This is a genomic window from Acinetobacter sp. YH12021 (assembly GCF_013420145.1).
Lineage (GTDB): Bacteria > Pseudomonadota > Gammaproteobacteria > Pseudomonadales > Moraxellaceae > Acinetobacter > Acinetobacter towneri.
In genome coordinates this window covers 1-24,167 of the sequence record NZ_VOYT01000010.1, presented here as the reverse complement: position 1 = coordinate 24,167, position 24,167 = coordinate 1, and the positions used below count along the sequence as shown (strand labels likewise).

At 42.4% G+C, this 24,167-nt stretch carries 18 protein-coding genes and 1 rRNA gene; 6 read left to right on the top strand and 13 right to left on the bottom strand.

Features of this window, described 5'->3' with window-relative positions; genetic code table 11:
- Nucleotides 1-42: 42 nt before the first annotated feature.
- The 7 genes from FTT91_RS09215 to FTT91_RS09185 all read right to left on the bottom strand — a co-directional run bounded on the left by FTT91_RS09215 (nt 43) and on the right by FTT91_RS09185 (nt 8,852).
- Entirely contained in the window at nt 43-1,719 is a 1,677-nt protein-coding gene (locus FTT91_RS09215) for a long-chain-fatty-acid--CoA ligase (protein ID WP_004975645.1), read from the bottom strand.
- 148 nt (nt 1,720-1,867) lie between these two features.
- Nucleotides 1,868-4,087, bottom strand: coding sequence for a DNA topoisomerase IV subunit A (gene parC, locus FTT91_RS09210; protein WP_154321156.1), 2,220 nt, complete (start codon nt 4,085-4,087; stop codon nt 1,868-1,870).
- A gap of 174 nt (nt 4,088-4,261) precedes the next feature.
- Nucleotides 4,262-5,581 carry an MFS transporter gene (locus FTT91_RS09205; RefSeq protein WP_180062047.1) on the bottom strand — a complete coding sequence of 440 codons (1,320 nt, stop codon included), beginning with the start codon at nt 5,579-5,581 and terminating at the stop codon, nt 4,262-4,264.
- Between the two features lie 156 nt (nt 5,582-5,737).
- Nucleotides 5,738-6,382, bottom strand: a complete 645-nt coding sequence (locus tag FTT91_RS09200) for a trimeric intracellular cation channel family protein (protein ID WP_004975638.1) — start codon at nt 6,380-6,382, stop codon at nt 5,738-5,740.
- A gap of 65 nt (nt 6,383-6,447) precedes the next feature.
- On the bottom strand, nt 6,448-6,915 hold the full coding sequence (locus tag FTT91_RS09195; protein ID WP_180169302.1) for a YchJ family protein: 468 nt from the start codon (nt 6,913-6,915) through the stop codon (nt 6,448-6,450).
- A gap of 141 nt (nt 6,916-7,056) precedes the next feature.
- A complete protein-coding gene (locus FTT91_RS09190; RefSeq protein ID WP_180169301.1) occupies nt 7,057-8,640 on the bottom strand; it encodes a TerC family protein in 1,584 nt (527 codons plus the stop codon).
- On the bottom strand, nt 8,637-8,852 hold the full coding sequence (locus FTT91_RS09185) for a hypothetical protein (protein WP_143228680.1): 216 nt from the start codon (nt 8,850-8,852) through the stop codon (nt 8,637-8,639). The genes FTT91_RS09190 and FTT91_RS09185 overlap by 4 nt, the downstream gene beginning before the upstream one ends.
- Before the next feature lie 121 nt (nt 8,853-8,973).
- Between FTT91_RS09185 and FTT91_RS09180 the strand changes: the two genes are divergently transcribed.
- Nucleotides 8,974-9,594 carry a TIGR00730 family Rossman fold protein gene (locus FTT91_RS09180; protein WP_096902251.1) on the top strand — a complete coding sequence of 207 codons (621 nt, stop codon included), beginning with the start codon at nt 8,974-8,976 and terminating at the stop codon, nt 9,592-9,594.
- A gap of 151 nt (nt 9,595-9,745) precedes the next feature.
- Here the strand turns inward: FTT91_RS09180 and FTT91_RS09175 are convergent, their stop codons facing one another.
- A complete protein-coding gene (locus tag FTT91_RS09175) occupies nt 9,746-11,632 on the bottom strand; it encodes a choice-of-anchor I family protein (RefSeq protein ID WP_180169300.1) in 1,887 nt (628 codons plus the stop codon).
- Between the two features lie 183 nt (nt 11,633-11,815).
- On the opposite strand from FTT91_RS09175, the gene mdtD reads away from it, so the two are divergent.
- The 5 genes from mdtD to FTT91_RS09150 all read left to right on the top strand — a co-directional run bounded on the left by mdtD (nt 11,816) and on the right by FTT91_RS09150 (nt 17,060).
- Nucleotides 11,816-13,207 carry a multidrug transporter subunit MdtD gene (gene mdtD / locus FTT91_RS09170; RefSeq protein WP_180169299.1) on the top strand — a complete coding sequence of 464 codons (1,392 nt, stop codon included), beginning with the start codon at nt 11,816-11,818 and terminating at the stop codon, nt 13,205-13,207.
- 79 nt (nt 13,208-13,286) lie between these two features.
- Complete coding sequence (locus FTT91_RS09165) at nt 13,287-14,087, top strand: GH25 family lysozyme (protein WP_180169298.1); 801 nt, start codon at nt 13,287-13,289, stop codon at nt 14,085-14,087.
- 26 nt (nt 14,088-14,113) lie between these two features.
- Entirely contained in the window at nt 14,114-15,124 is a 1,011-nt protein-coding gene (locus tag FTT91_RS09160) for an MBL fold metallo-hydrolase (RefSeq protein WP_180169297.1), read from the top strand.
- 45 nt (nt 15,125-15,169) lie between these two features.
- A complete protein-coding gene (dinB, locus tag FTT91_RS09155; RefSeq protein ID WP_154321163.1) occupies nt 15,170-16,225 on the top strand; it encodes a DNA polymerase IV in 1,056 nt (351 codons plus the stop codon).
- 463 nt (nt 16,226-16,688) lie between these two features.
- Nucleotides 16,689-17,060, top strand: a complete 372-nt coding sequence (locus FTT91_RS09150; protein WP_180169296.1) for a RidA family protein — start codon at nt 16,689-16,691, stop codon at nt 17,058-17,060.
- Nucleotides 17,061-17,157: 97 nt separating this feature from the next.
- Here the strand turns inward: FTT91_RS09150 and FTT91_RS09145 are convergent, their stop codons facing one another.
- The 5 genes from FTT91_RS09145 to rrf all read right to left on the bottom strand — a co-directional run bounded on the left by FTT91_RS09145 (nt 17,158) and on the right by rrf (nt 23,993).
- Nucleotides 17,158-17,700 carry a DUF2726 domain-containing protein gene (locus tag FTT91_RS09145; protein ID WP_179991331.1) on the bottom strand — a complete coding sequence of 181 codons (543 nt, stop codon included), beginning with the start codon at nt 17,698-17,700 and terminating at the stop codon, nt 17,158-17,160.
- Nucleotides 17,701-18,045: 345 nt separating this feature from the next.
- Nucleotides 18,046-20,418, bottom strand: coding sequence for a YgiQ family radical SAM protein (locus FTT91_RS09140; RefSeq protein ID WP_180169295.1), 2,373 nt, complete (start codon nt 20,416-20,418; stop codon nt 18,046-18,048).
- 194 nt (nt 20,419-20,612) lie between these two features.
- Complete coding sequence (locus tag FTT91_RS09135) at nt 20,613-21,821, bottom strand: MFS transporter (protein ID WP_179997338.1); 1,209 nt, start codon at nt 21,819-21,821, stop codon at nt 20,613-20,615.
- A gap of 423 nt (nt 21,822-22,244) precedes the next feature.
- On the bottom strand, nt 22,245-23,594 hold the full coding sequence (locus tag FTT91_RS09130) for an MFS transporter (protein WP_180169294.1): 1,350 nt from the start codon (nt 23,592-23,594) through the stop codon (nt 22,245-22,247).
- Nucleotides 23,595-23,878: 284 nt separating this feature from the next.
- Nucleotides 23,879-23,993, bottom strand: a 5S ribosomal RNA gene (gene rrf / locus FTT91_RS09125).
- Between the last annotated feature and the right edge of the window lie 174 nt (nt 23,994-24,167).

The window sequence follows — 24,167 nt, the reverse complement described above, 5'->3', positions numbered from 1 at the left end:
CCCTGAGTTTTCAGGGGCATTTTTATTTCAGAGCAGAATGAATTACGCAGTTTTACGCAAATCTTTACGCAAAATTTTACCTACGTTTGATTTTGGCAATTCATCCATAAACTCCACATAACGTGGGCGTTTATAGCCAGTTAAGTTCTCTTTAGCGAATGCTAATACTTCTTCTGTGGTTAATGATGGATCTTTTTTCACCACAAACAGTTTTGGCACTTCACCTGATTTTTCATCTGGTACACCAATGGCTGCCACTTCCAATACTTTCGGATGCTTCGCAATCACTTCTTCAATTTCAGATGGATACACGTTAAAGCCTGATACCAAAATCATGTCTTTTTTACGGTCTACAATTTTCACATAGCCACGTGAATCCATGACACCAATGTCACCTGTACGGAAGAAACCATTAATCATCACTTTATCGGTTTCATCTGGACGGTTCCAATAGCCTTTCATGACTTGTGGACCACGGATTGAAATTTCACCTTGCTCACCCAGTGCAACTTCATTGCCGTCATCATCCAAAATAGCCACTTCAGTTAATGGTAATGGAATACCAATTGTGCCAGTGAATTCTTCAGATGCAGGCGGGTTTGCCGTTGCAACTGGCGAAGTTTCAGACAAGCCATAACCTTCAATGATGTTAGTGCCTGTCACTTTTTTCCATGCTTCAGCAGTTGATGGTAATACTGCCATACCCCCGCCCATCGCCATTTTCAATTTGCTGTGATCAAGCTGTTTAAACTCTTCATTGTTCACAAGCGCATTGAATAAAGTATTCACCGCAGGGAAGAAAGTTGGTTGATATTTGCGTAATTCTTTCATCACCGCAGGTAAGTCACGCGGGTTTGGAATTAAGACGTTTGCCTGACCTTTGTACATGCCGTAAAGCGCACACACCATGAATGCAAAGATGTGATACAGCGGCAATGCACAGAAAATACGGTCATCTGGCTGACCATCTTGTGCACCGAATTTACTCTGGAAAATACCATCACATTGCAGCATGTTTGCCACAAGGTTGCGGTGTGTTAATTCTGCACCCTTAGATACACCTGTTGTACCACCCGTGTATTGCAACACAGCCGTATCACTTAAAGTTAAGCTTGGGCGTTTGTAGTTGCTTGGGCTTACTTTAGACATTGCTGCGTTAAATTTAACGTGACCCGGAATGTTCCATGCAGGAATTTGCTTACGCACTGAACGTAAAACAAAATTCACCAACGTGCCTTTTAATGCACCTAGCATATCGCCCACAGAAGCAACAACAACATGCTTCACAGGGGTTTTACCAATAATCGCCTGATAAACGGATGCAAAGTTTTCAATAATCACTAAAACTTCAGAACCAGAGTCATTTAATTGATGCTCTAACTCACGCGAAGTATAAAGTGGATTCACGTTCACCAAAACTAAACCTGCGCGGAACACCCCCAGTGCAACCACAGGATATTGAAGTACGTTCGGCATCATCACCGCAACACGCGAGCCAGGTGCCAAACCTAAACTTTGTAAATAAGTTGCAAATTTACGGCTAGCTTCTTCTAGTTCACTAAAGCTTAAAACCTTATCCATAAAGATAAAGGCATCACGTGAACCAAATTTTTGGAAATTACGTTCAAAAATGTCTACGAGTGACGTATTTTCTGCAGGCAGTTCTACAGTTTCTGGAATCCCTGTCTTTTGGTATTCAGCAAACCAAATCTTTTCCATAATGCCAATTTCTCCAATCAATAATCCTTAGTTTTAAACTGTTTTTCTCAATACAGGACGTCGTTCTTTGCTTGTTTATGTCCCGTATTGCATCCATTTTCACGAATATAAACCATATATAACGTATTTTGCTTAAAAAACGCTAGTATTATCTTTGAATTAACAGTTTATTTGCTTTTTGGTAACCGCGTGGTAAGAGCTGACCTTTCGTGCCGCGCTTCGCCACATACTTCAGTAAATCGTCGCCTTTGAGTTTGAGTTGTTGCTGTCCTGCAAATACTTGAATTGCTTCATCTAAACTTAAAGGTAACATAGACACCAACTGATCTTTTTCTTCAAGTTGTATCAATTTATTACCTTTACCTTTGTTCAAAATTGGCAATTCTGACAGTTCAATCACCAGTAAACGCCCTGCTGAACTGAGCAGTGCAACATGACTCGCGTGTTCAATCATTTGCAAGTTCATCACTGTCGATTGTTCAGGCAAAGACAGGAATGCTTTACCTGCTTTGGCATTGGTATCTAGCTGTTTGGCCTGTGTTTTAAAACCATAACCTTTACTGCTGGCTGCTAAAATTTCAGCTTCATCATCGGCAATCAGCAATTGTTTAAAGCCAACGCCACTGGCAGGAGCGAGTTTTGAACTTAATGGTTCTCCCAAGCCACGTGCCGAAGGCAAGCTATTAATTGGCAACGCATAACTGCGTCCCGTATCATCTAAAATATAAACGCGCTGATTAGACTTGCCTTGCGCATGACTGAGATATTGATCACCCGCACGGAAGTTTAGATTTTCCGCATCGACCTCATGCCCTTTGGCACAACGAATCCAGCCTGCTTCAGACAACACCACCGTTACAGGGTCGGCAGGTAGCATATCTTGTTCATTAATCGCAGTCGCTTCGGCACGCAATACAATTGGTGAACGACGATCATCACCAAACTTTTTCGCGTCTTCTTTCAACTCACTGATAATTAAATTTTTCAATGATTCAGGATTCGCCAATTGTTCACGAATAATGGCAGCACGTGCTTCTAATTCTTCTTGTTCACGGCGAATTTCCATTTCTTCAAGCTTAGCCAAATGACGCAGCTTTAATTCCAAAATGGCTTCAGCCTGAATTTCATCAATACCAAAATGCGCCATCAACTCGGCTTTAGGATGATCTTCTTCACGAATAATCCGAATCACGGTATCAATATCTAAATAGGCAATCAGCAAACCTGCCAAAATGTGCAATCGCTTTTCGATTTTATTGAGATGATATTGCAAACGGCGTGTGACGGTATTTTTTCGAATCTCAATCCATTCCAGCAAAATACGACGAATCGATTTCACCTGCGGACGACCATCTGCGCCAATCATGTTCATATTGACACGATAGCTCGATTCTAAATCGGTCGTGGCAAACAAGTGACTCATCACCGCTTCGGCATCAATACGGTTGGAACGCAGTACAATCACCAAACGGGTTGGGTTTTGATGGTCGGATTCATCACGCACATCGCTCACCAACGGCAGTTTTTTCGCCTGCATTTGATCGGCAATTTGGGTAATGATTTTTGAACCCGAAACCTGATACGGCAATTCGGTAATTACGATTTCATTTTTTTCGATGCTGTACACCGCACGCATACGGTAACTACCACGACCTGTACTTTGCATTTTCAGCAATTCTTCAGGCGGGGTAATAATTTCAGCTTTGGTAGGTAAATCTGGTGCAGGAATATATTCTGCGACTTTTTCATCGGTTAAATTTGGGTTGCGAATCAGGGCAATTGTGCCTTTCACCACTTCACGCAAGTTATGCGGTGGAATATCGGTCGCCATCCCCACGGCAATACCTGTGGTGCCGTTAAGCAAAATATTCGGTACACGCGCAGGCAAATTGACAGGTTCTTTTAATGAGCCATCAAAGTTATCTTGCCAATCACAAGTACCTTGCCCCAATTCCGCCAAAAGTACTTCACTATATTGCGATAGTTTGGCTTCGGTATAACGCATGGCGGCAAAGGATTTAGGATCATCGGGTGACCCCCAGTTGCCCTGCCCTTCAATAAATGGGTAACGATAACTGAACGGCTGCGCCATCAACACCATGGCTTCATAACAAGCATAATCACCATGTGGATGGTATTTACCCAATACATCCCCCACGGTACGGGCCGATTTTTTCGGTTTGCCACTGTGCTTGAGCCCAAGCTCACTCATGGCGTACACAATACGGCGCTGTACAGGTTTCAAACCATCGCTGATATGGGGTAATGCACGATCCATAATCACGTACATGGCATAGTTAAGGTATGCACGTTCAGTAAATTCTGCTACGGAACGGTTTTCTGTTGCATGATGCGCAAGGCTTGTCATAAAACCTGTCGTCCTAAATCATTTGTTTTTGTATCAATCGGCTTATGCTATGCCGCAGCAGCATCCTGCACAAGGGCTAGTAAGGATGCTCTGCGACAATTTGTGTCTTATGCCGTAAAAATATTCATTTTATAAAAAACAGCAATGCAAAATATACGATGGCTGGTGGTTATTTTACAAACCTATCGACTCTAAAGTTCTGCCTTTGGTTTCTTCACCCAACACCACAATCACCAAGGCAACGGCCAATAAAACCGCTGTAAACATCATAAAGACATAACTAAAGCCATTTTGCATAACCATCATGTGCGTGACCACCATTGGAGCGACAATACCACCCATGCGTCCAATGGCCGAGGCCCAACCTGAACCAAAAGCACGAATATTGGTTGGATATTGTTCAGGAGTATAAGTGTATAGCACACCCCATGCGCCCAAGTTGAAGAACGACATCAAACAACCCCAGAACATGATCATCGCTACACTGTCGGCCTGACCAAAGAAATAAGCCGATACGGCACACATGCCAATAAAACCAGCTAGTGTTGCTTTGCGCCCTAATTTTTCGACCAGCCAAGCAGCTGCAATATAACCGGGCAATTGCGCCAAAATCATGCCCAACACATATTCAAATGACTGTACGATGCTGTAGCCTTGCTGCACCAACAGACTAGGCAACCAAGTGAAAATGCCATAATAGGAATAGACAATGCCAAACCAAATCAGCCACAGCATTAAACTACGACGTGCAAATGGTCCCGACCACAATTGAGTAAAAGAAATATGCTGTTTGGCGGCAACAGGCTGAACTTCAATCTGTTCAATGACCTCAACTCCACATTGACGCTCAAACTTTTGTACCAGTGCGTGTGCTTCGGCAATGCGACCACGATTGATCAGATATGGGATAGATTCAGGGACTTTTTTCCAGATAACCAAGGCATATAAGGCAGGCAAACCACCGATTAAAAATGCTGTATGCCAATCAAATTTTGGAATCACAAAATAAGAAACCAATGCCGCACATAACCACCCCAAGCCCCAAAAACTTTCCAGCAATACAATAAAGCGCCCACGCACATGCGCAGGAATGTATTCACTGACCAACGTCACCGCTACGGGAAGCTGCCCACCCAAACCTAAACCGACAATAAAGCGAAAGACCAGTAACCAAGTTAAATTCGGTGCAAAGGCACAAGCGGCAGTAGCTAGACTGTAAATCACCAAGGTGGTGGCAAATACAGTTTTACGTCCAATTTTATCGGCCAGACCACCTGAAAAGACTGCCCCAATGGCCATTCCGACAAAACCAATCGACACCACCATGCCTTTTTCGGCAGGGGTCATGCTCCAGTCTTCTGCCATTTTTGCCAAAATAAAGGAGATCAGTCCTGTATCCATGGCATCAAACATCCAGCCCAGACCAATCACCACCAGTAGGCTATAGTGGAATTTTCCAATGGGTAGACGTTGCACACGCGAAACTAAATCCATAACACACTCTTTAAGTTGGCTAAAAGGATATGGGCTAAAACACAACTGCTGTTGTATTTTTATACTATGAATTGACAGGATGTGGATAGCATTAAAAAACCGATCTGGTGATCGGTTCGCTTCTATTTAGATATTCAATACAATTCTTATAACCAATTAGGTTTCATCTTTAGAGGATGCTGAATGTTCATCATCGTCCTGATAAATAAATTTAGGCATTTCTAAGCCAAAATAAATCGCAATCAAACGCAAAGTAAAACCAAAAACAAGTGTTGAGATCACGGTCAATTCAAGCGACAAACCGATTTCGATACACAACCAATAGCAAATCACGGACACAAAAGAAATACTGGCATATAGCTCACGGCGGAACACTAAAGGCACATCGTTACACAGAATATCACGCAGAATCCCACCTGACACACCTGTTAAGACGCCTGCAACGGCAGACACCACAAAGCCATGCCCCATTTCCAAAGCAATTTGACAACCAATAATAGTGAAGCCAATTAAGCCTAAAGCATCGAGCACCAAGAAAATGGAACGTAAATGACGCATCCATTTGGCAATTAAAATGGTGATAAAAGCTGCAATACAGGTCAGCACCAAATATTCAGGATGTTTGACCCAAGTCAGCGGATAATGCCCCAACAATACATCTCGCACCGAACCACCGCCCAATGCGGTGACACAGGCAATTAAGGTGACACCAAACCAGTCCATGCTGCGACGCCCTGCAGACAATGCGCCTGTCATCGCTTCTGCGGTAATCGCGATTAAGTAAATGACCAACAACAACATGGACTTGCCCTTCTTTCACTAGGCCAATAGATGCGCGTTATAATAAGCGAAAAACCAAGATAAAGTTATAAAAATTGCGCACAACATTGCTTAAATTTTTTACCCGAACCACAAATACACGGCTGTTTCATGGTCGGCTGTTGCCCTGTGGTCGGATCTAGAAAATACCAGCGTGCCTGATGTTGCACAAAATGGGAAATTTCATGGTGAATTTGCGCCTGCTTAGCATCATGGTAATGGGCTTTAAATTCAACTTGGGCATGGCTTTTATCTAACTTTTCATTGCTATTCAGCACTTCGAGCTTTAACCATTGATTCGACTTGCTCCAATCTGTAATTGCGTCAACATTCAGACTTGCCTGTTGTCCTAGCGCAGTAGTTTGCACAATATAATCAATTTGTTGCAAAGCAAAAGCACTATAGCGTGAACGCATGAGTTGGCTCGCAGTTTCTGCATGTGCCTGCCCCACGTGTAAAGGTTGGCAGCAGTGTTGATAATCGCCCTGCCCGCACGGACATGCCAAGTGATGCATAGAAAATTCCAGAAATTTAAATCAATAATAGGGTCTGTTGACACTTCGTCTATATTTGCAATGGCAACAGCCCCAAAACAGCCTGACAATGCAGGCTATTTTAGCGGAAGCACAAGACTGAAATGCAGTTTGGCGTTCAGTTTATGATGCGCTTGAAGATTCCTGCTGAATCAAATGCACTTTTTCAATTTTATGTCCATCCATGGTCACAATTTCAAAAACATAACCATCGGAAAGCAGCTTTTCACCGTTTTCAGGCAAACGTCCCAAATGGAATAAAATATAACCAGATAAAGTTGAATATTGCTCGCTTTCATCCACCAAATCACGACCTAATAACAAAGATACGTGGCGAATGTCGATAGAGCCATCTAGCAATAATGTGCCATCTTCCAAACTTTCAGCACTGGCTTCGAGTGCATCTTCATCAGGGAATTCGCCCGCAATTGCTTCCAAAATATCAATAGGTGTGGCAACGCCTTCAATCGAGCCGTATTCGTTCAACACAATTGCCATTTGCAGCGGTGCTTGACGCAATTGCTCCATCACCATCAAGACTTGGGCATTTTCATGCACAATCACAGGTTCACGCAAATGTGTTTCAAAATCCAGCACCCCTGTTTCAATGTATTGATTCATAACTTTGTGGGTTAAGACAATACCCGAAATATTGTCTAATTCACCACGTGCCACAATCACCCGTGAATGGGTCATGCTTAATAACTGGCTGCGAATTGAGGCTTCATCTTCGTCTAAATCAATCCATTCGAGTTCAGGGCGTGGCGTCATGACCGACTTTACAGGACGTTCAGATAGACCCAATACCCCTTGCACCATCACACTATGATAGACCCCATTTTCTTCGTCAAAGACTTCATCAGCAAAGGCACGGGTAGCCAAAACATCTTCGTTGATATGACTGCTTTCTGTCGTATTTTGACTTTTGCCACCTAACATCCGCATCACAGCCGAAGCAGTACGGTAGCGTAAATCGGTGGTGGTCACGGTTTTTTCCTGATTTCTGCGGATGGTTTGGTTCAGGAATTCAATCATCACCGAGAAGCCGATGGCGGCATATAAATAGCCTTTTGGAATGTGATAGCCAAAGCCTTCCACCACCAATGAGAAACCAATCATCATCAGGAAGCACAGGCATAGAATCACCACGGTAGGATGCTTATTGACAAAGTCCATGAGCGCTTTAGAGGCCCACAACATAATGCCAATGGCGATAATCACTGCAATCATCATGACCGATAAATGCTGCACCATGCCCACAGCGGTAATCACGCTGTCGAGTGAGAACACCGCATCTAGCACCACAATCTGCACAATCACCATCCAGAAAGTCGCGTGCACAGGGTTTTCTTCTTTTAGTGCTGGTTTGCCTTCAATGCGTTCGCGCAGTTCCATGGTGCCTTTAAACAACAGGAACACACCACCAAACAGTAAAATCAGGTCACGTCCAGAGAAAGGATGTTCAAAAATATGAAACAGTGGTTGGGTCAGAGTGACGACCCACGCGATAGAGGCGAGTAAAATCAGGCGCATCCCCAAGGCGAGAAGCAAGCCCACCACCCGTGCCGTATTGCGTTGCTCTGGCGGTAACTTTTCTGCCAAAATGGCAATAAACACCAAGTTATCAATGCCTAATACAATTTCGAGTACGATCAGGGTCAATAACCCAACCCACGCAGCGGGGTCAGACATCCATTCAAAGATCATGCACTCTTCTCCTGAATATCATGGGTCAAACGTGCCACACGGCGATGACACTGAAAAGATAAGTTTGCTTGCTCTGGTTGGCACAGCATGTAATTTAAAAATATTCGTTCGGTGCGACTACTGCCACTGTCCATGACGATTCTATAGTTGTCAGACAAGCTTTGAGTATAGGAAAGTTTGCGCTCAGATTCATCCCCTTTTTGCGACATCATCCACGTCAATGCAGCACTTTCACAAATCTTTGCAAATTGAACACTGCATACTGACGGGTTTGTCATATTTGAGCACTAAGCTAGAGCCAACAAAAAGAACATGCTATGGTGAAGAAAATAAATGAATAGCGAATTAAGAATGACCCAATATATCAATAATCCATCTCCTCAAACCTCTCAACCTTTGGTGGCACTGTACTGTGGTTCGCGCTCTGGCAATAACCCGATTTATCAGGAAAAAGCAGTACAACTGGCAAGAAAACTGGCCGAGCAAGGCTTTGGTATGGTCTACGGCGGCGCGAGTATTGGATTAATGGGTTTGGTTGCTGACACCGTTGTGCAACATGGTGGGCAAGCGGTGGGAGTAATTCCTGAATTTATGCTGGATTATGAAATTGCCCACAGTAATTTAACCGAATTACACGTAGTAAAAAGCATGCATGAGCGTAAGGCGATGATGGCAGATCGTGCCAGTGCCTTTGTGGCGTTACCAGGTGGCTTGGGTACTTTTGAAGAGATTTTGGAAATTGCCACTTGGGGGCAATTGAATCAGCACCAAAAACCGATGATTTTATATAATGTAAATGGCTTTTATGATGCGCTGATTCAGCAGTTAGATCATGCGGTGCACGAAGGTTTTTTACCACCACAGCACCGCGCTAAACTGATCGTGTGTAACCACTCCCATAAAATTATTAATGCCTTGAAGAATTTGGATTCTCCACGTCATTTTGTGGGTTGAACTTTTTTAGCTACATGAAATAGCAATAAAAATGAAAGTGAAAGCGAGTCGGTGACTCTCTTTTTTTAATTCACTGTTCATTGGTTTTTACAGCACAAAAAAGAGAACACCAAAGTGCCCTCTTTAATAGATTTCTAATTTTGCAATGCTGTTAGTTAAACTTGATTTGGTACACAGCAGTAGTTCCACTGACTTCATTACCCACAACTAACAGTGGCTTGCCGTTAGGCGAGTCTTTGGCTGCAATAAAGATCAAACCTTCGGGACCGAGATTTGAATTTTCAACGGTAACCTCATTACCTTCTGCATCGAAAGATGTACGGGTTTCACCAAACTTACGATCATTAAAATACTCAACAAAAGATGCTTGTGTCGGTTGGGTAATGTCGTACACCATAATGCCACCCATACGCTCCAACCCAATAAAGGCAAAAGTTTTTTGACCAATTTTACCTAAAGCAATGCCTTCAGGCTCAGGGCCTTTATTGTCACTACGATCATCTATACTTAATTTTTCATGATTGGTATTAAAGTATTCTGGAAATAATTCAGCAGCTTTACGTTCAAAGTCATTTTTTGAGTCCCAAACAATTTTTTTGGTTTTAGGATCTACAATACTGAACGAGCGGCCACCATAAGCATATAGTTTGTCATAGGTCATGAAACCATCGCTGTCTAGCACAGGCTCACCATTTGTATCTTTCTTGTAACCTTGCGTCCAAGTAATCGTCAAACGACCCAATTGTGAATCTTTAATTAAATTATCTGCACAAACTTCATTGGCATCTGTAGTGGTACATGCTTTAAATACGTTTGAATCAAGCTTTGCGCCTTTAACCCCTGACTTTAATAGACGTAAATGCGCTGCATAATCGCCATTGGTACTGAAGCCTTTATTATTGAATAAGTGTTTAACACGAATTTCTTCTGCATAACCCTGAGTTATTTCATCCGTACCAAAATATAAGTCTTCATCAACCAACCATTCACGCGCATCACCTTCATTGGCAGTGACCAAGTAGCTTTGTCCATTGGCTTGATATTGCGCAATTGCATCTGGCATATACATGCCATATAAGCCTGGCCAAGCTTGAATATTAATCATCCCCTCATTTTTAGCACAGGCTGTAATCGTTTTACCGTTATAGTCTTGTTTACCCACAACACAATCACGATCACCAGCATCTAAAGCATTTTCAGCTAAACCAAAGTCTTTATAACCCAATGGGAAAATATCGACCACTTGGTCTTGAATCAAATCAATCACAGCAATCGCATTATTTTCTTGTAAGCTTGCCCAAGCAGTTTTACCATCATCACTCACAGCGATATATTCAGGTTCTAAATCTTGCGCAACAGTCGCATTTGGACCAAAGATACGCACGCCCGCATCTAATAATTCCTGCTTACGTGTATTCCATGCCTGAAAATCTGCAGTTCTTACCGTAGGCTTAGCAATATCCGTCAAATTAATAATACTGATTGAACCTTCTGGATCAATCTTATAACCTTCATTTGGCTCACCTTCATTGGCAACCAAGACTTTTTTGCCATCTGGAGTAAAAGTCAACATATCAGGCAATGCACCGACTTCAACTTTGCTGATAAAGCTCAGGTCTTTGGCTTTAAAAAATGCCACGATGCCTTTATCAGTTTTAGGTGTTGCCTGAACAGCTAAAGCGACAATACCTTGATGTACCGCAACACTATTGACTTCAGAATTCGCCAAATGAGTCTTGGCATCCAAGCTGTTCAGCTTAACAGGTGCACTTGGGTTGCTTAAATCCAGTACATCGACCACGCCATTTTTCGCATTGACTACAAATAAACGTTTACTTTCAGCATCATAAGCAGAAATTTCCGCAGCACTCGCACCAAAAACTTGTGCATCGTATTCCCCTAAACGCCGCAAACTAATTGTTGTAGGTGTTGCTTCAACAACTTCTTCTTTTACAGGAATAGGATCATTATTATCATTACATCCCACCATCCCCACAGACAATAAAGCCAACATTAATGCAGAAATTTGCGTTTTCATAAATTACTCATCATTTTTCTAAATGCACCCAACTTACAAACTCAAAGTGAATAATCGGTGACAAATAGATGACAATTTCATTGCATTTCCTTGAATTTTTAAACACTTTTCATGTTTTTATAGATGCAGTCCGCTAGATTGCAAAATGGTTTAAACTAGACCAAATGTCCATTTTGCCGAGTTATGAACCAAACACCGACCCATCAAGCCCTGCATCCTGAATACCGTCTTTTGGTATTTCTGGTTTCAATTGGCTTTTTTATGCAGGCGCTCGACACTACCATTGTGAATACAGCAATCCCTGCAATGGCGCATAGCCTGCAGGAAGACCCGCTGCGGATGCACAGTGTTGTGGTGGCGTATGTGCTCTCGGTGGCAGCGTGTATTCCATTAAGTGGATGGTTGGCAGATCGTTTTGGGGTACGCAATACCTATTTTGCAGCGATTATCATTTTTACCCTTGCCTCTTTGGGTTGTGCTGCAGCAGCGAGTCTGAATGAATTACTGTTTTATCGGGTGATTCAAGGTATTGGTGGCGCATTGCTCTTGCCTGTCGGGCGCTTGGCGATGCTCAAAATTATTCCACGCACTCAGTTTTTATCTGCCATGAGCCTGATGAGTCTGGCAGGGTTGATTGGCCCCTTAATTGGCCCAACGCTGGGCGGTTGGTTGGTCGAAGTCGCCACGTGGCACTGGATTTTCCTGATCAATATTCCGATGGGCATCTTGGGCTGTTGGATTTGTATCAAAGCCATGCCAAATGTGACTGAAACTGAAGTTAAAAACTTTGATTTTCTCGGGTTTATCCTATTAGTTGTGGCGATGGCGGGCTTATCTTTAGGCATCGAAAATTTTGCCAACCCACAACATAATCTGCTTTGGAATTTAGCGTTAATCTTGGCTGGCGGTATTGCCGCAGCATGCTATGCCCGCCATGCCCATACTCATCAAAATGCCTTATTCCGCAGCGATTTATTTAAAAATCGCTTATATGCGATTGGTATTTTAGGTAACTTTTTTGCCCGCTTCGGGGGCAATGCCATGCCTTTTATCATGCCAATCATGCTACAGGTGGCTTTTGGTTTTGAACCGTTTCTCACGGGTTTGATGATGATTCCGACTGTGCTCGGTTCTTTGGTATCTAAACCAATTATTCGACCTTTAATTCAACGTTTTGGCTATCGGCAGTTTTTACTGACCAATACGTTATTGGTCGGGGCGTGTATTGCTAGTTTTGCGCTGACCACTGCTGAAACTGCGACTTGGTTACGTGCCTTGCATTTTTTTATATTTGGGGTGCTTAATTCATTGCAATTTGTAGCTATGAATACCTTTACGCTCAAAGATTTACCTCAACAAGATGCCAGCAGCGGCAATAGTTTTTTATCCATGATTATGATGCTGTCGATGAGTATTGGCGTGGCATTGGCAGGTACTTTGGTGAATATGTTTAGTGCCTATTACGGCGCAGGACAGTTAGTCAGTGCCTTTCATGCCACTTTAATTTGTTTGGGTGTATTAAATATTTTGGCATTTTTAGTGTTTTGGAATATCCCCAAACACACGGCTGTTTAAAACGCCATTACCGAAAGCGCATGGTGCTACACCGCACTGCACGTTATGATATGACTTTGCTCCGCGAAGCTTTTTCAACATGCGCAAACCGTCCAATCAAGCTAAAAACTCAGCTTTTACACCGCACTATCGTATGACCATTGCGATACTTGGCAGTGCTGTTTTGGCGGTTTTATTGTATTTGGGTGTGTTGCGCCAACAACCTGCGGCAACCGAAGAATATCCGATTCAAGGATTTGACGTGTCACATCATCAAGGCGATGTTCAGTGGCATAAAATTTCCCCACAAAAATATGCCTTTGTCTATTTAAAAGCCACCGAAGGGGGCGATTTTAAAGACCGTAAATTTCAGGATAACTGGCTCAAAGCCCGTGAACATGGCTTTTTGGTCGGCGCCTATCATTTTTATCGCTTATGCCGTGATGGAGCAATTCAGGCAGAAAACTTTATTGCGACTGTTCCAAAAAAATCCGACAGTTTGCCACCTGTAATTGACTTGGAGTATGACAGCAACTGCATCAATACCTATAGCAAAGAACAGTTACTGCGCGAAATTCAAATCATGCATGATATGCTATATCAACATTATGAAAAACAACCGATTTTTTATGTATCCAAAGCCTTTTACAATATGGTGTTGACTGAAAGTTTCAAGCAAACACCCCTTTGGGTCAGAGAATATCAGGGTAAACCACAACTGGCAGGTCAGCCAAAATGGTTGTTTTGGCAACATACCAATCAGGGTCAAATAAAAGGTATTCACACCCCAGTCGACCTAAATGTTTTTTATGGCAATACCAAACAATGGCAGCATTTTTTAACAGACAACGCGATTCAACCCGCAAGACTTGAACTGAGCCAGAAAAAAATAACAAGATAGCCGCATCACAATAAAAAAGTACCGTCATGAAAATTATTAAAGGACTGCTTTGGGCTGCGCTTACGCTCAGCATTTGTGCAGGATTCGCACTGTTTTACCTATTACACCCCGCAGGCAAACTAGAACAATTTTCCGCATGGCAATATCCAGTAAAAACCACAAATGCCAACTTAAAAGTACATTATTTTGGCGTATCTACCCTGTTGTTTGATGATGGTGAAAACCAAATTCTGATTGATGGATTTTTTAGTCGCCCCTCTCTTGCACAAGTCATGTGGAACAAGTTAGACAGCCAACTAGCCTTATTGCACAAGTTGATTCAACAGCATCAATTACAACGCACACGTGCGATTTTGATCACCCATTCACATTATGATCACACGCTAGATTTGCCATTTTTGGCGCAGCAACTCAGACACAGTCAAATCATCGGTTCAGAAAGTAGTTTGAACATTGCCCGTGGTGCCGCAATTCCTGAATCTCGATTAAGCCTTGTCAATCCTGCCCAACCAATACAGATTGGAAAGTTTAAGATTACGGCTATTCCATCACAGCATACCCCTGCCACCGCTGTGAATAATGATTTAGGTGAACAAATTCAACAACCATTGTCCTTACCTGCCCGTTTTTATGAATTTAAAGAAGGCGGCAGTTTTGATTATTACATTCAGCATCCTGAACAGAACATTTTAGTCAAAGCCAGTACAGGCGCGATTTCTAAACAATTACAACACTTGCAGGTAGATACTTTATTTTTAGGGATTGCACAGCTCTCTAAACAATCGGTTGCTTTTCAACAGCATTATTTAGATGAAACTGTGGGAACGTTGCGCCCTCGTGTCGTGATTCCAATTCATTGGGATAATTTTTTCCAGCCTTTAGCGCGCCCTTTAGAGTTTTTGCCCCGCATTGCCGACCATAGCCCACGGAGTTTACAGCGTTTGATCGACTATGCAGAACAGCAATCGACACAGGTGATTTTGCTGAATAGCAACACACCTTATCCGCTTGCTCCGATGCTACAACCGACTTCCTAAACATGCGATACTGTTGAAATCTAAACGCTTCATCTAGTTTGTGCCATGCGGAAAATCATTCATATTGATATGGATGCCTTTTATGCCTCTGTTGAGCTGCGCAGTCGTCCTGAATTGCAGCATTTACCTGTGGTGATTGCTTCGCATCATCCTCGTGCTGTGATTGCCGCGGCATCCTATCCTGCGCGTGAGTTTGGTTTACGTTCTGCCATGTCGATGGCACAAGCCCGCAAACGCTGCCCGCAGGTGGTGGTACTCGAACCCAATTTTGCACTCTATCGTGAGGTTTCCACACAAATTCATCAGATTTTTCAGCGTTATACACCACTTATTGAACCCTTGTCTTTAGATGAAGCTTATTTAGATGTCACCGAAAATTTACAAGGTATTCCAAGCGCAACTGAAGTCGCAATGCGGATTCGGGCAGATATTTTTCAAAGTACAGGTTTAACGGCCTCGGCAGGTGTCGCACCGAATAAATTTTTAGCCAAAATTGCTTCGGACTGGCATAAACCCAATGGCATTTGCGTGATTAAACCCAGTCAAGTGCAGCAGTTTATTCAGGACTTACCCTTAAAGAAAATTCCAGGCGTAGGTAAAGTCACGCAGGAAAAATTAAAAAGCTTGAATTTAAATACCTTAGGCGATTTGCAACACATTGAAGAAAACCTGTTGATTCATCATTTTGGCAAATATGGAAAACGCCTGTTTTTATTTGCCCAAGGGATTGATGAACGTCCTGTGCAGGCAGAACGTGAGCGCCAGCAAATTTCCAAAGAAATCACCTTTGATGATGACTTAAACTTAGCCGAATGTGCAGCTTACTGGTCTAGCTTGATTGATCAGGTTTGGCATAGTTTAGTGAAAAAACAATATGTTGCACGTGGCGTATCGGCCAAATTGAAACTCAAAAATTTTCAGGTCTTACAACATAGCAAAAGTTTTAAACAGCCACTTGAGAGCAAAAACGATCTTGAAAAAGTCCTGCAACTTTTGCTTCACGAAATGCATATTCCCGCACAGGATCAATTCCGTTTAATTGGGGTCGGTCTGTATCAACTCAGCTCTGCCGATGAACAAGCACAACTGTCTTTACTGTAAATATCACGACTCGTAAATATCACGGATATTAAAGCTATAAACTCGCAGCACGGCATGACAGCCTGCCAAAGCAATGCTTACCGATGAATACTAAAGCTATTTTTGTATAAATTTCAGCCAAAAGAATAAAAATAAGACAATTTACCCTTCACAGTTGTGCTTTTTAGAGTAATCTATGCGCGCGATGTATTTATCCGTACATACGCTGAGATGTCAAAAATCACCATTACTTTTGGCATACTTGTCCTGTGATTGGCGTGACGATCAAATCCGAAGATTACAGGACAACTCTGCGCTTGGCACTTCGCCGCTTTGATACACCGTCTCTCTTTTCCTCGTATTTTCCATTCAACTACTTTTTATTTTAAGTAGACTGCTGCCTGCATATTTTCCACGTGCTTGCCTGCCTCTATAATACCTCACGCTTTTTATACCCAATCGCTTGGCGCGAGGATCACACCCAATGGCTGTTCAACGTCTACATATCCAAAAACGTTATTCTGAAATTGCAATTTCGGGAAATTTAGTCCATTTGGCAGGGCAACTGGCAGAAGACACACAACAAGATATTGAGGGGCAAACCCAACAAACACTTGCCCTGATTGATCGTTTATTGGCAGATGCGGGTACAGATAAAAGCCACATCATGTCGGTAATGATTTTTCTAAAAGACATTGAGCGCGATTATGCCGCAATGAATCAAGTTTGGGATGCTTGGGTGGCAGATATACAAGCTTTACCGCGTACCTGCGTAGAAGCCAAGTTATATCATCCTGACGTTTTAGTTGAGATGACTGTGGTTGCAGTCAAACCTGAAGAGCAACCCAACGTATAACAGATGTGATTGGATCAGGAACATACCCAAAAAAATCAGCATGTCATGGCGACATGCTGATTCATATTGTCTATCTAGTGACTTTAGCGGCAAGCGTTTAGCCCAATACCTTCACTTTATGGCGTACAGAATGCGCTAAAAAATCATACTTTTTTAAGGCTGTATCCAAATCTTCTAAGTCTGCATACGATGACGGTGACTGCCCAAAAGCTTCACGCAATTCGTGATATTCAGGCACATCTTCATAACGCAGCACTTTATAACCCGCCAAACGCAGCAATTCATCTTGGTATTGCGCATTGCGGCTACGTTTCAGCATCAACAAATCATCTAAGGCTACAATTGCAACGACCTGATGATTAGCATCCAACACCACAAAATCGGCCATCATATTGCGGTATTTATGTCGAGTACGTGAAAATTTCGTGGTCAGCAAGGCATCAAAAGACACATGCGCCAAGATGATATGTTGAGGTAAAATTTCCTGCAAACGTGTATACGTCAGCTGTTCATTTAAGTTAAAAATTGCACGTTGCTTTAGTGCACTGTCCTGAGGTTTTTCTCTATTTTCCAAGCCCTTAACCGCCATCAAGAGAAAGAAAATCAGTATCAAAACCCCAATCAAAATATAAATGGTCATCATTCAATCCTTAAAATCATTTTTTATAGTTGTTTCGGCTTCATGCCGATTTTTTCATCAAATCAGTATATAACACGCTTTTATATTTAAACGTTCCATTTAAGAAACTACATGAAACATTGACAAAACCATCATAGAAACAGAAATTTTGTTTCACAAGCCAGCCTTTTGTCTAAGTGCTGTAGCATCTAAGCGTGTTTTTATCATTAGATACGAATACTGTATAGCATGCAAAAAAATAACAAAGCAATGCTTAACAGATTCGATTGTCGGACAATTCCGATGAAATGAAAAGCAAACAAAAAAGGCGCTGCAGCGCCTTTTGATGGATCTTAACTTCAAGTACTAAGCTTTCGATTTTGGCTTAGATTTTTTGTGTGAAAATGGACGTTTTTCACCTGTTTCACGTGGCGGCAAACCTGTGTGCTGAGTCAATATCTGCCCTTTCTTCGGACGATTACTGTTCTGAGCACGATTACCACTTTGCCCCGTACGTTTTTGTGAATCACCCGCGACAGTCGAGTTTTTCTTACGTGCCGTTTGATACTGTCCATCTGTGCCTTGCGGCTGATAGGTTGGAATCAGGTGCTGTTTAGAGTTCCCGATTAAATCTGCACGTCCCATTTCTTTTAAGGCTTCACGCAACAACGGCCAGTTGTTTGGATCATGGTAACGTAAGAAAGCTTTATGCAAACGACGACGTTTTTCGCCTTTGACAATATCCACATTTTCAGTATAACGCGCCACTTTGGCCAGTGGGTTTTTACCTGTGTAATACATGGTCGAAGCGGTCGCCATTGGCGATGGATAGAAAGTCTGTACCTGATCGGCACGGAAACCATTCTTTTTCAGCCACAACGCCAAATTCATCATGTCGTAATCGGTCGTTCCTGGGTGCGCAGCAATAAAGTACGGAATCAGATATTGCTCTTTGCCCGCCTCTTTACTGAAACGATCAAACATTTGTTTAAAACGGTCATACGTACCAATACCTGGTTTCATCATCTTAGATAATGGGCCTTTTTCGGTATGCTCAGGTGCAATTTTTAAATAACCGCCCACATGATGCGTCACTAATTCACGTACATATTCAGGGTTCAACACTGCCAAGTCATAACGTAAACCTGAACCAATCAGAATTTTTTTAATACCTTTCAGTTCACGCGCTTTACGATACAACTGAGTTAAAGGTGCATGATCAGTGTGTAAGTTTTGACAGACGCCCGGAAATACACAGGAAGGTTTACGACAATTCTTTTCAATTTCAGGGTCTTTACAATGCAAACGGTACATATTTGCAGTCGGGCCACCCAAGTCTGAAATAATGCCAGTAAAGCCAGGTGCAGTATCCCGAATTTTTTCCACTTCACGCAAAATGGATTCTTCAGAACGGTTTTGGATAATTCGGCCTTCGTGTTCGGTAATCGAACAGAAAGTACAGCCACCAAAACAACCACGCATGATATTGACCGAAAACTTGATCATATCAAAAGCAGGGAAACGTGCATTGCCATAAGATGGATGCGGCAAACGTGCATACGGTAAATCGAATACATAGTCCATTTCTTCCGTAGTCAACGGAATAGGCGGTGCATTCAACCACACATCACGTTCACCATGCTTTTGCACCAAAGCACGCGCATTGCCCGGGTTAGTTTCTAAATGCAAAATACGGTTAGCATGCGCATACAGCACAGGATCATTCGCCACTTCCTCAAAAGAAGGCAAACGAATCACTGCCAATTCACGTGGGGGTAATTTGTGTTTAATTGCTTTTGAAGCAGGGTGCAATTGCACAATCTGGGTATCTGCATCTAGCTGATCACCTTCACGAACAATTGGATTGCTGACTACATCTTTCTGGAAATTTTGATATTGCGCGAGGTTGTTGCCCTTATCTTTTTCAATCTCACAACCGTCTAAATCTTCGGTCATCACATAAGGGTTGATGATTGGATCGACACGGCCCACGCTATCTACATCATTAGATGCAATTTCAACAAATTTGGATTTAGACGCACGGTTATGTTTATTGATAATAAATGCTGTACCACGTACATCTGTAATTTCGTGGATTTTTTCACCTTTGGCCAAACGGTGCATCACTTCAATAATCGAACGCTCGCCATTGCCGTACATCAATAAGTCGGCTTTAGAATCCATTAAAATTGAGCGACGAACTTTATCCGACCAATAATCATAATGTGCAATACGACGCAACGAGCCTTCAATCCCGCCAAGTAAAACAGGCACATCTGGAAAGGCTTCACGACAACGCTGACAGTACACCGTAGCTGCACGGTCAGGACGTTTATTCGGCTGATTGTCTGGCGAATAAGCATCATCAGAACGGATTTTACGGTCTGCGGTATAGCGGTTGATCATCGAGTCCATATTGCCCGCGGTAACACCCCAAGCAATGGTCGGCTTCCCTAGTACCCGAAAAGATTCCACATTGGTCCAGTCTGGTTGGGCGATGATCCCGACACGAAAGCCCTGCGCCTCAAGCACACGACCAATCACGCCCGATACAAAAGAGGGATGATCAATATAAGCATCACCACAAACCAAAATAAAATCGCAGGCATCCCAACCAAGCTGATCCATTTCTTCGCGTGACATCGGCAAAAATGGCGCAGGCTCAAAACATGACGCCCAATATTTGTCGTAATCAAACAACGCTTTGGGTGCGGTCTGAGCAGTATAAGCAGTAGACATGGCTTGCAATTCTCGGCTGGGAAGTGGAAGATCAAAAGTCGATCAAAGATGAAAGCCGACTATTTTAGCATGAATTCCATTCATCTTGCTTGATTAAAAAACACACAAAATCAGCAAACTATTTTTATATCCTAAGTTGGTATCTGAATAAGAAAAGCATAAAGGGATAAGCCTAAAGCAATAATCCTGAATGCTTATCGCAGCGCTGTTGGTTTAATCTTTAAACGCCACGCACCATAAAGCGCCACACCCAAGACTGCAGTCATCACCCATGTCAGACCAGACCAGCCCCATTGTTCCCAAATCAGACCGCTACCACTACCGAGCAAACTCGAACCCATGTAGTAACTAAATAAATATAATGATGATCCCACTGCACGATACTGCAGGGCTTGAATCGACACCCAACTACTGGCGGTAGAATGTGCAGCAAAGAAGGCAAAGGTAAATAACACCAAGGCAGCCAATACAACGGCCAAATGTGCAATCGACATCAACCACAATGCAATCAACATCAAGACAATCACCATAGGCAATACTCGTTCACGCCCAATACGATTGCCCCAGCTTGCCGCACGCGGTGAACTATAAATACCCGCCAAATAGGCAATTGAAATCACCCCAATCCAAACTTGGGAAAGTTCAAATGGTTTAGCTAGTAAATAATAGCTAATGTAGTTGAAAATACTGACGAAACAGCCCATCAGCAAAAAGCCCTGTAAAAACAGGATTCTTAATTTACGATCTGCCAAATTGGCAACAAAAGCATCTCTGAACCGCGAGAAGCGAATCGGATACGCTGTAAAATTTTTCGATGCAGGAAGTAACATATAAAAGGTGATTGCAATTAGTAAATTCAAACCACCAATAATTAGGGTTGCCGCTTGCCAAGATATAAAATCGACCAAGACCCCAGCAATTAAACGTCCACCCATGCCACCAATGGCCGTACCCGAAATATACAGCCCCATGGCAAAACCAATGTCTTGCTGTCGAATTTCTTCACCAATATAGGTCATGGCGACCGCAGCAACACCGCTCACAGCAATGCCAATAAAAATTCGTGTGGTTAAAAAGAATGACCAGATTGGAAGTAAGGCACTCAGAATTAATAAAATGGCAGCTAAAAATAAAGCCAAAACCATAATAGGTTTACGCCCAAAACGATCTGAAATAAAGCCTGTGAAAAGCAAACCTATCGCCAAAGCCACAGTAGAAAATGACAGCGGGAAACTACTTTGGGTTGGTGTAACCGTAAAAAAATCGGCCAAAATAGGCATCATCGGTTGCACACAGTACAAGGTCGAAAAAGAAGCGAAACCCGCTAGAAACAACGAAAAAAGAATGGCTTTAAACGGCTTAGTACCATACTGAACATGAGATGCTGCAGCTAAATCAGACATATTTACTCCAATCACGCAATCAGTATACGCCTGTTTATGGACAAAAATAAGCTCGGTATTTTATCGTTTGCTCAAAATCAGCGTCAGTATCATTCATCACTTTGTCAGTTTTTGCTTACATGCACTGAAGCAAAATGAGGCTAGGCAGTATTTTGAGCTTACGGTATTCTTTAAAGCATAAGGAGACAGGATGTTTCCCAAACAGAAAACAACAATAATAGGTTTGAGCACCAGGATCGTGAGGTACGACAGGAGTTATACCTAAACACGAAATACAAAGAAACCCCGTCAGGATGATGGGGTTTCTTTTTATCTGTGTCTTGAGTATATAACTTTATCTATCATCACTTTCTATTTACACGCCCCATAATCAAAAAGTCCCCAAACAAGGTTGAGGACTTTTGAACTTAGCACATTACAAGTTTAAGCTTTGGCAGCAACTGCTTTGCCTGCTTTAATTTGCTCAGCTTCATCTTCACTCATAATCAAAGCAACCGCAATTGCAGTGATCAGCACTGGCAAACCTACTGCCATAAAGTTGAAGTGTGCAGGTAAATTCATACCCAATAAGCCGCCAATTAAGATTGGACCCACAATCGCACCCATACGACCAATGGCAGATGACCAGCCAATACCTGTTGAGCGTACCGCAAGTGGGTAATATTGTGCCACATAGCTATACAACAACATTTGTGAACCAATAGATGCTGCACCCGCCAAGAATACTAAGATGTAAAGTAAGAATTGATTAGATTGGAAGCCCATGAGGCTCATCACCAATGCACCCATGATTCCCAAGAACATCAATACAGGTTTTAAGTGGATACGGTCTGCTAAAATACCACCACCCACGATACCAACGACTGCACCTACGTTCATCACCATCATGAACATTAAGCTGTTGTCCATAGAATAGCCTGCCGCCATCATCAGTTTTGGCAACCAACTGCTGAGTGCATACATGGTTAATAGACAAGTAAAGAACGCTAACCAGAACAATAAAGTATTCACTGCACGACCGCGTTTGAACAAGCTCACCACGTTAGCAGCTTCAGGCACACCAACCTGATACAATTCAAAAGTGGTGTCTTCGGTAATTTTTAAATCTGGTGCTAAACGCGCTACGATTGGACGGGCTTGATCTTGCTTATTTTCTTTGACAATAAAGGTTAAAGATTCTGGCAAGAATTTCCAAATCACAGGCAATAAAAACAATGGGATACCTGCAATAAAGAACATGATTTCCCAGCCAAAACTTGGGGTAAACCATGAGCCAAGTAAGGCTGCCATTACACCACCTACAGCATAACCACTAAACATAGTAGTCACTAAGGTGCTACGCATGGTTTTAGGTGCATATTCAGAAGTTAAGGCCACAAGGTTTGGCATTACACCACCAATGCCTAAACCCGCCAAGAAACGTAAAATCGCAAACTCAGTTGGATTAGAGGCGAAGCCACCTGCAAAGGTTAAACCACTAAACAGAACGATACAGATCATGATGACTTTCTTACGACCAATTTTATCGGCCAAAGAACCAAAAATCATCGCGCCAAACATCATACCTGCCAATGCAGTACTCGCGAGCATCCCCGCCTGAACAGCACTCAAGCCCCACTCATCCATCAATAAGGGTAAAACGACCCCATTAATTGCCAAGTCATAGCCATCAAATAAAATGATCAGTAGACACCATGCCACGACATTGAAATGAAATGGTTTGAATTTTGCGTGATCGATGACATCATTCACGTTAATTGCTTGATGTGCCATTCCTCACCTCCTGTGAGTTTGTGTTTCAGTAAGCTTGAATAGCAATTTTTACAGTGAAGACTTTCATTTTTATCAGTCATCCATGTCCACTTTTGCTATTCAAGTAGATTGTGTAACTTTCACACAAAACACAAAAAATAAAAATTCAACATTAGTCTAAAACATTTTATTAATTATGGGTTTATTGTTATTTTAAACACAATAAAATGTGATTATTCTTCTTAATATTTTCTTTCCCGCATAAAAAACACCCTCAACGTGAGTTGAGGGTGTTTAGAATAATGAGCTGGCGATGACTTACTCTCACATGGGTAACCCCACACTACCATCAGCGCGAAGAGGTTTCACTTCTGAGTTCGGGAAGGGATCAGGTGGTTCACTCTTGCTATGGTCGCCAGCACAACTGTTTATGGACTTGTTCGGGTCTTAGTTACTCTGCTTTTGCATGTAATGCCTTACTTTGTTCCAAATGAGTTATTAACAGGTTGGCTATTGGGTCTGAATTTTATTGTTTAGCGTTAACTAAATCAAGATCAGTCTGAATTGACTGATTGGATTTGAATCGATTGAGCA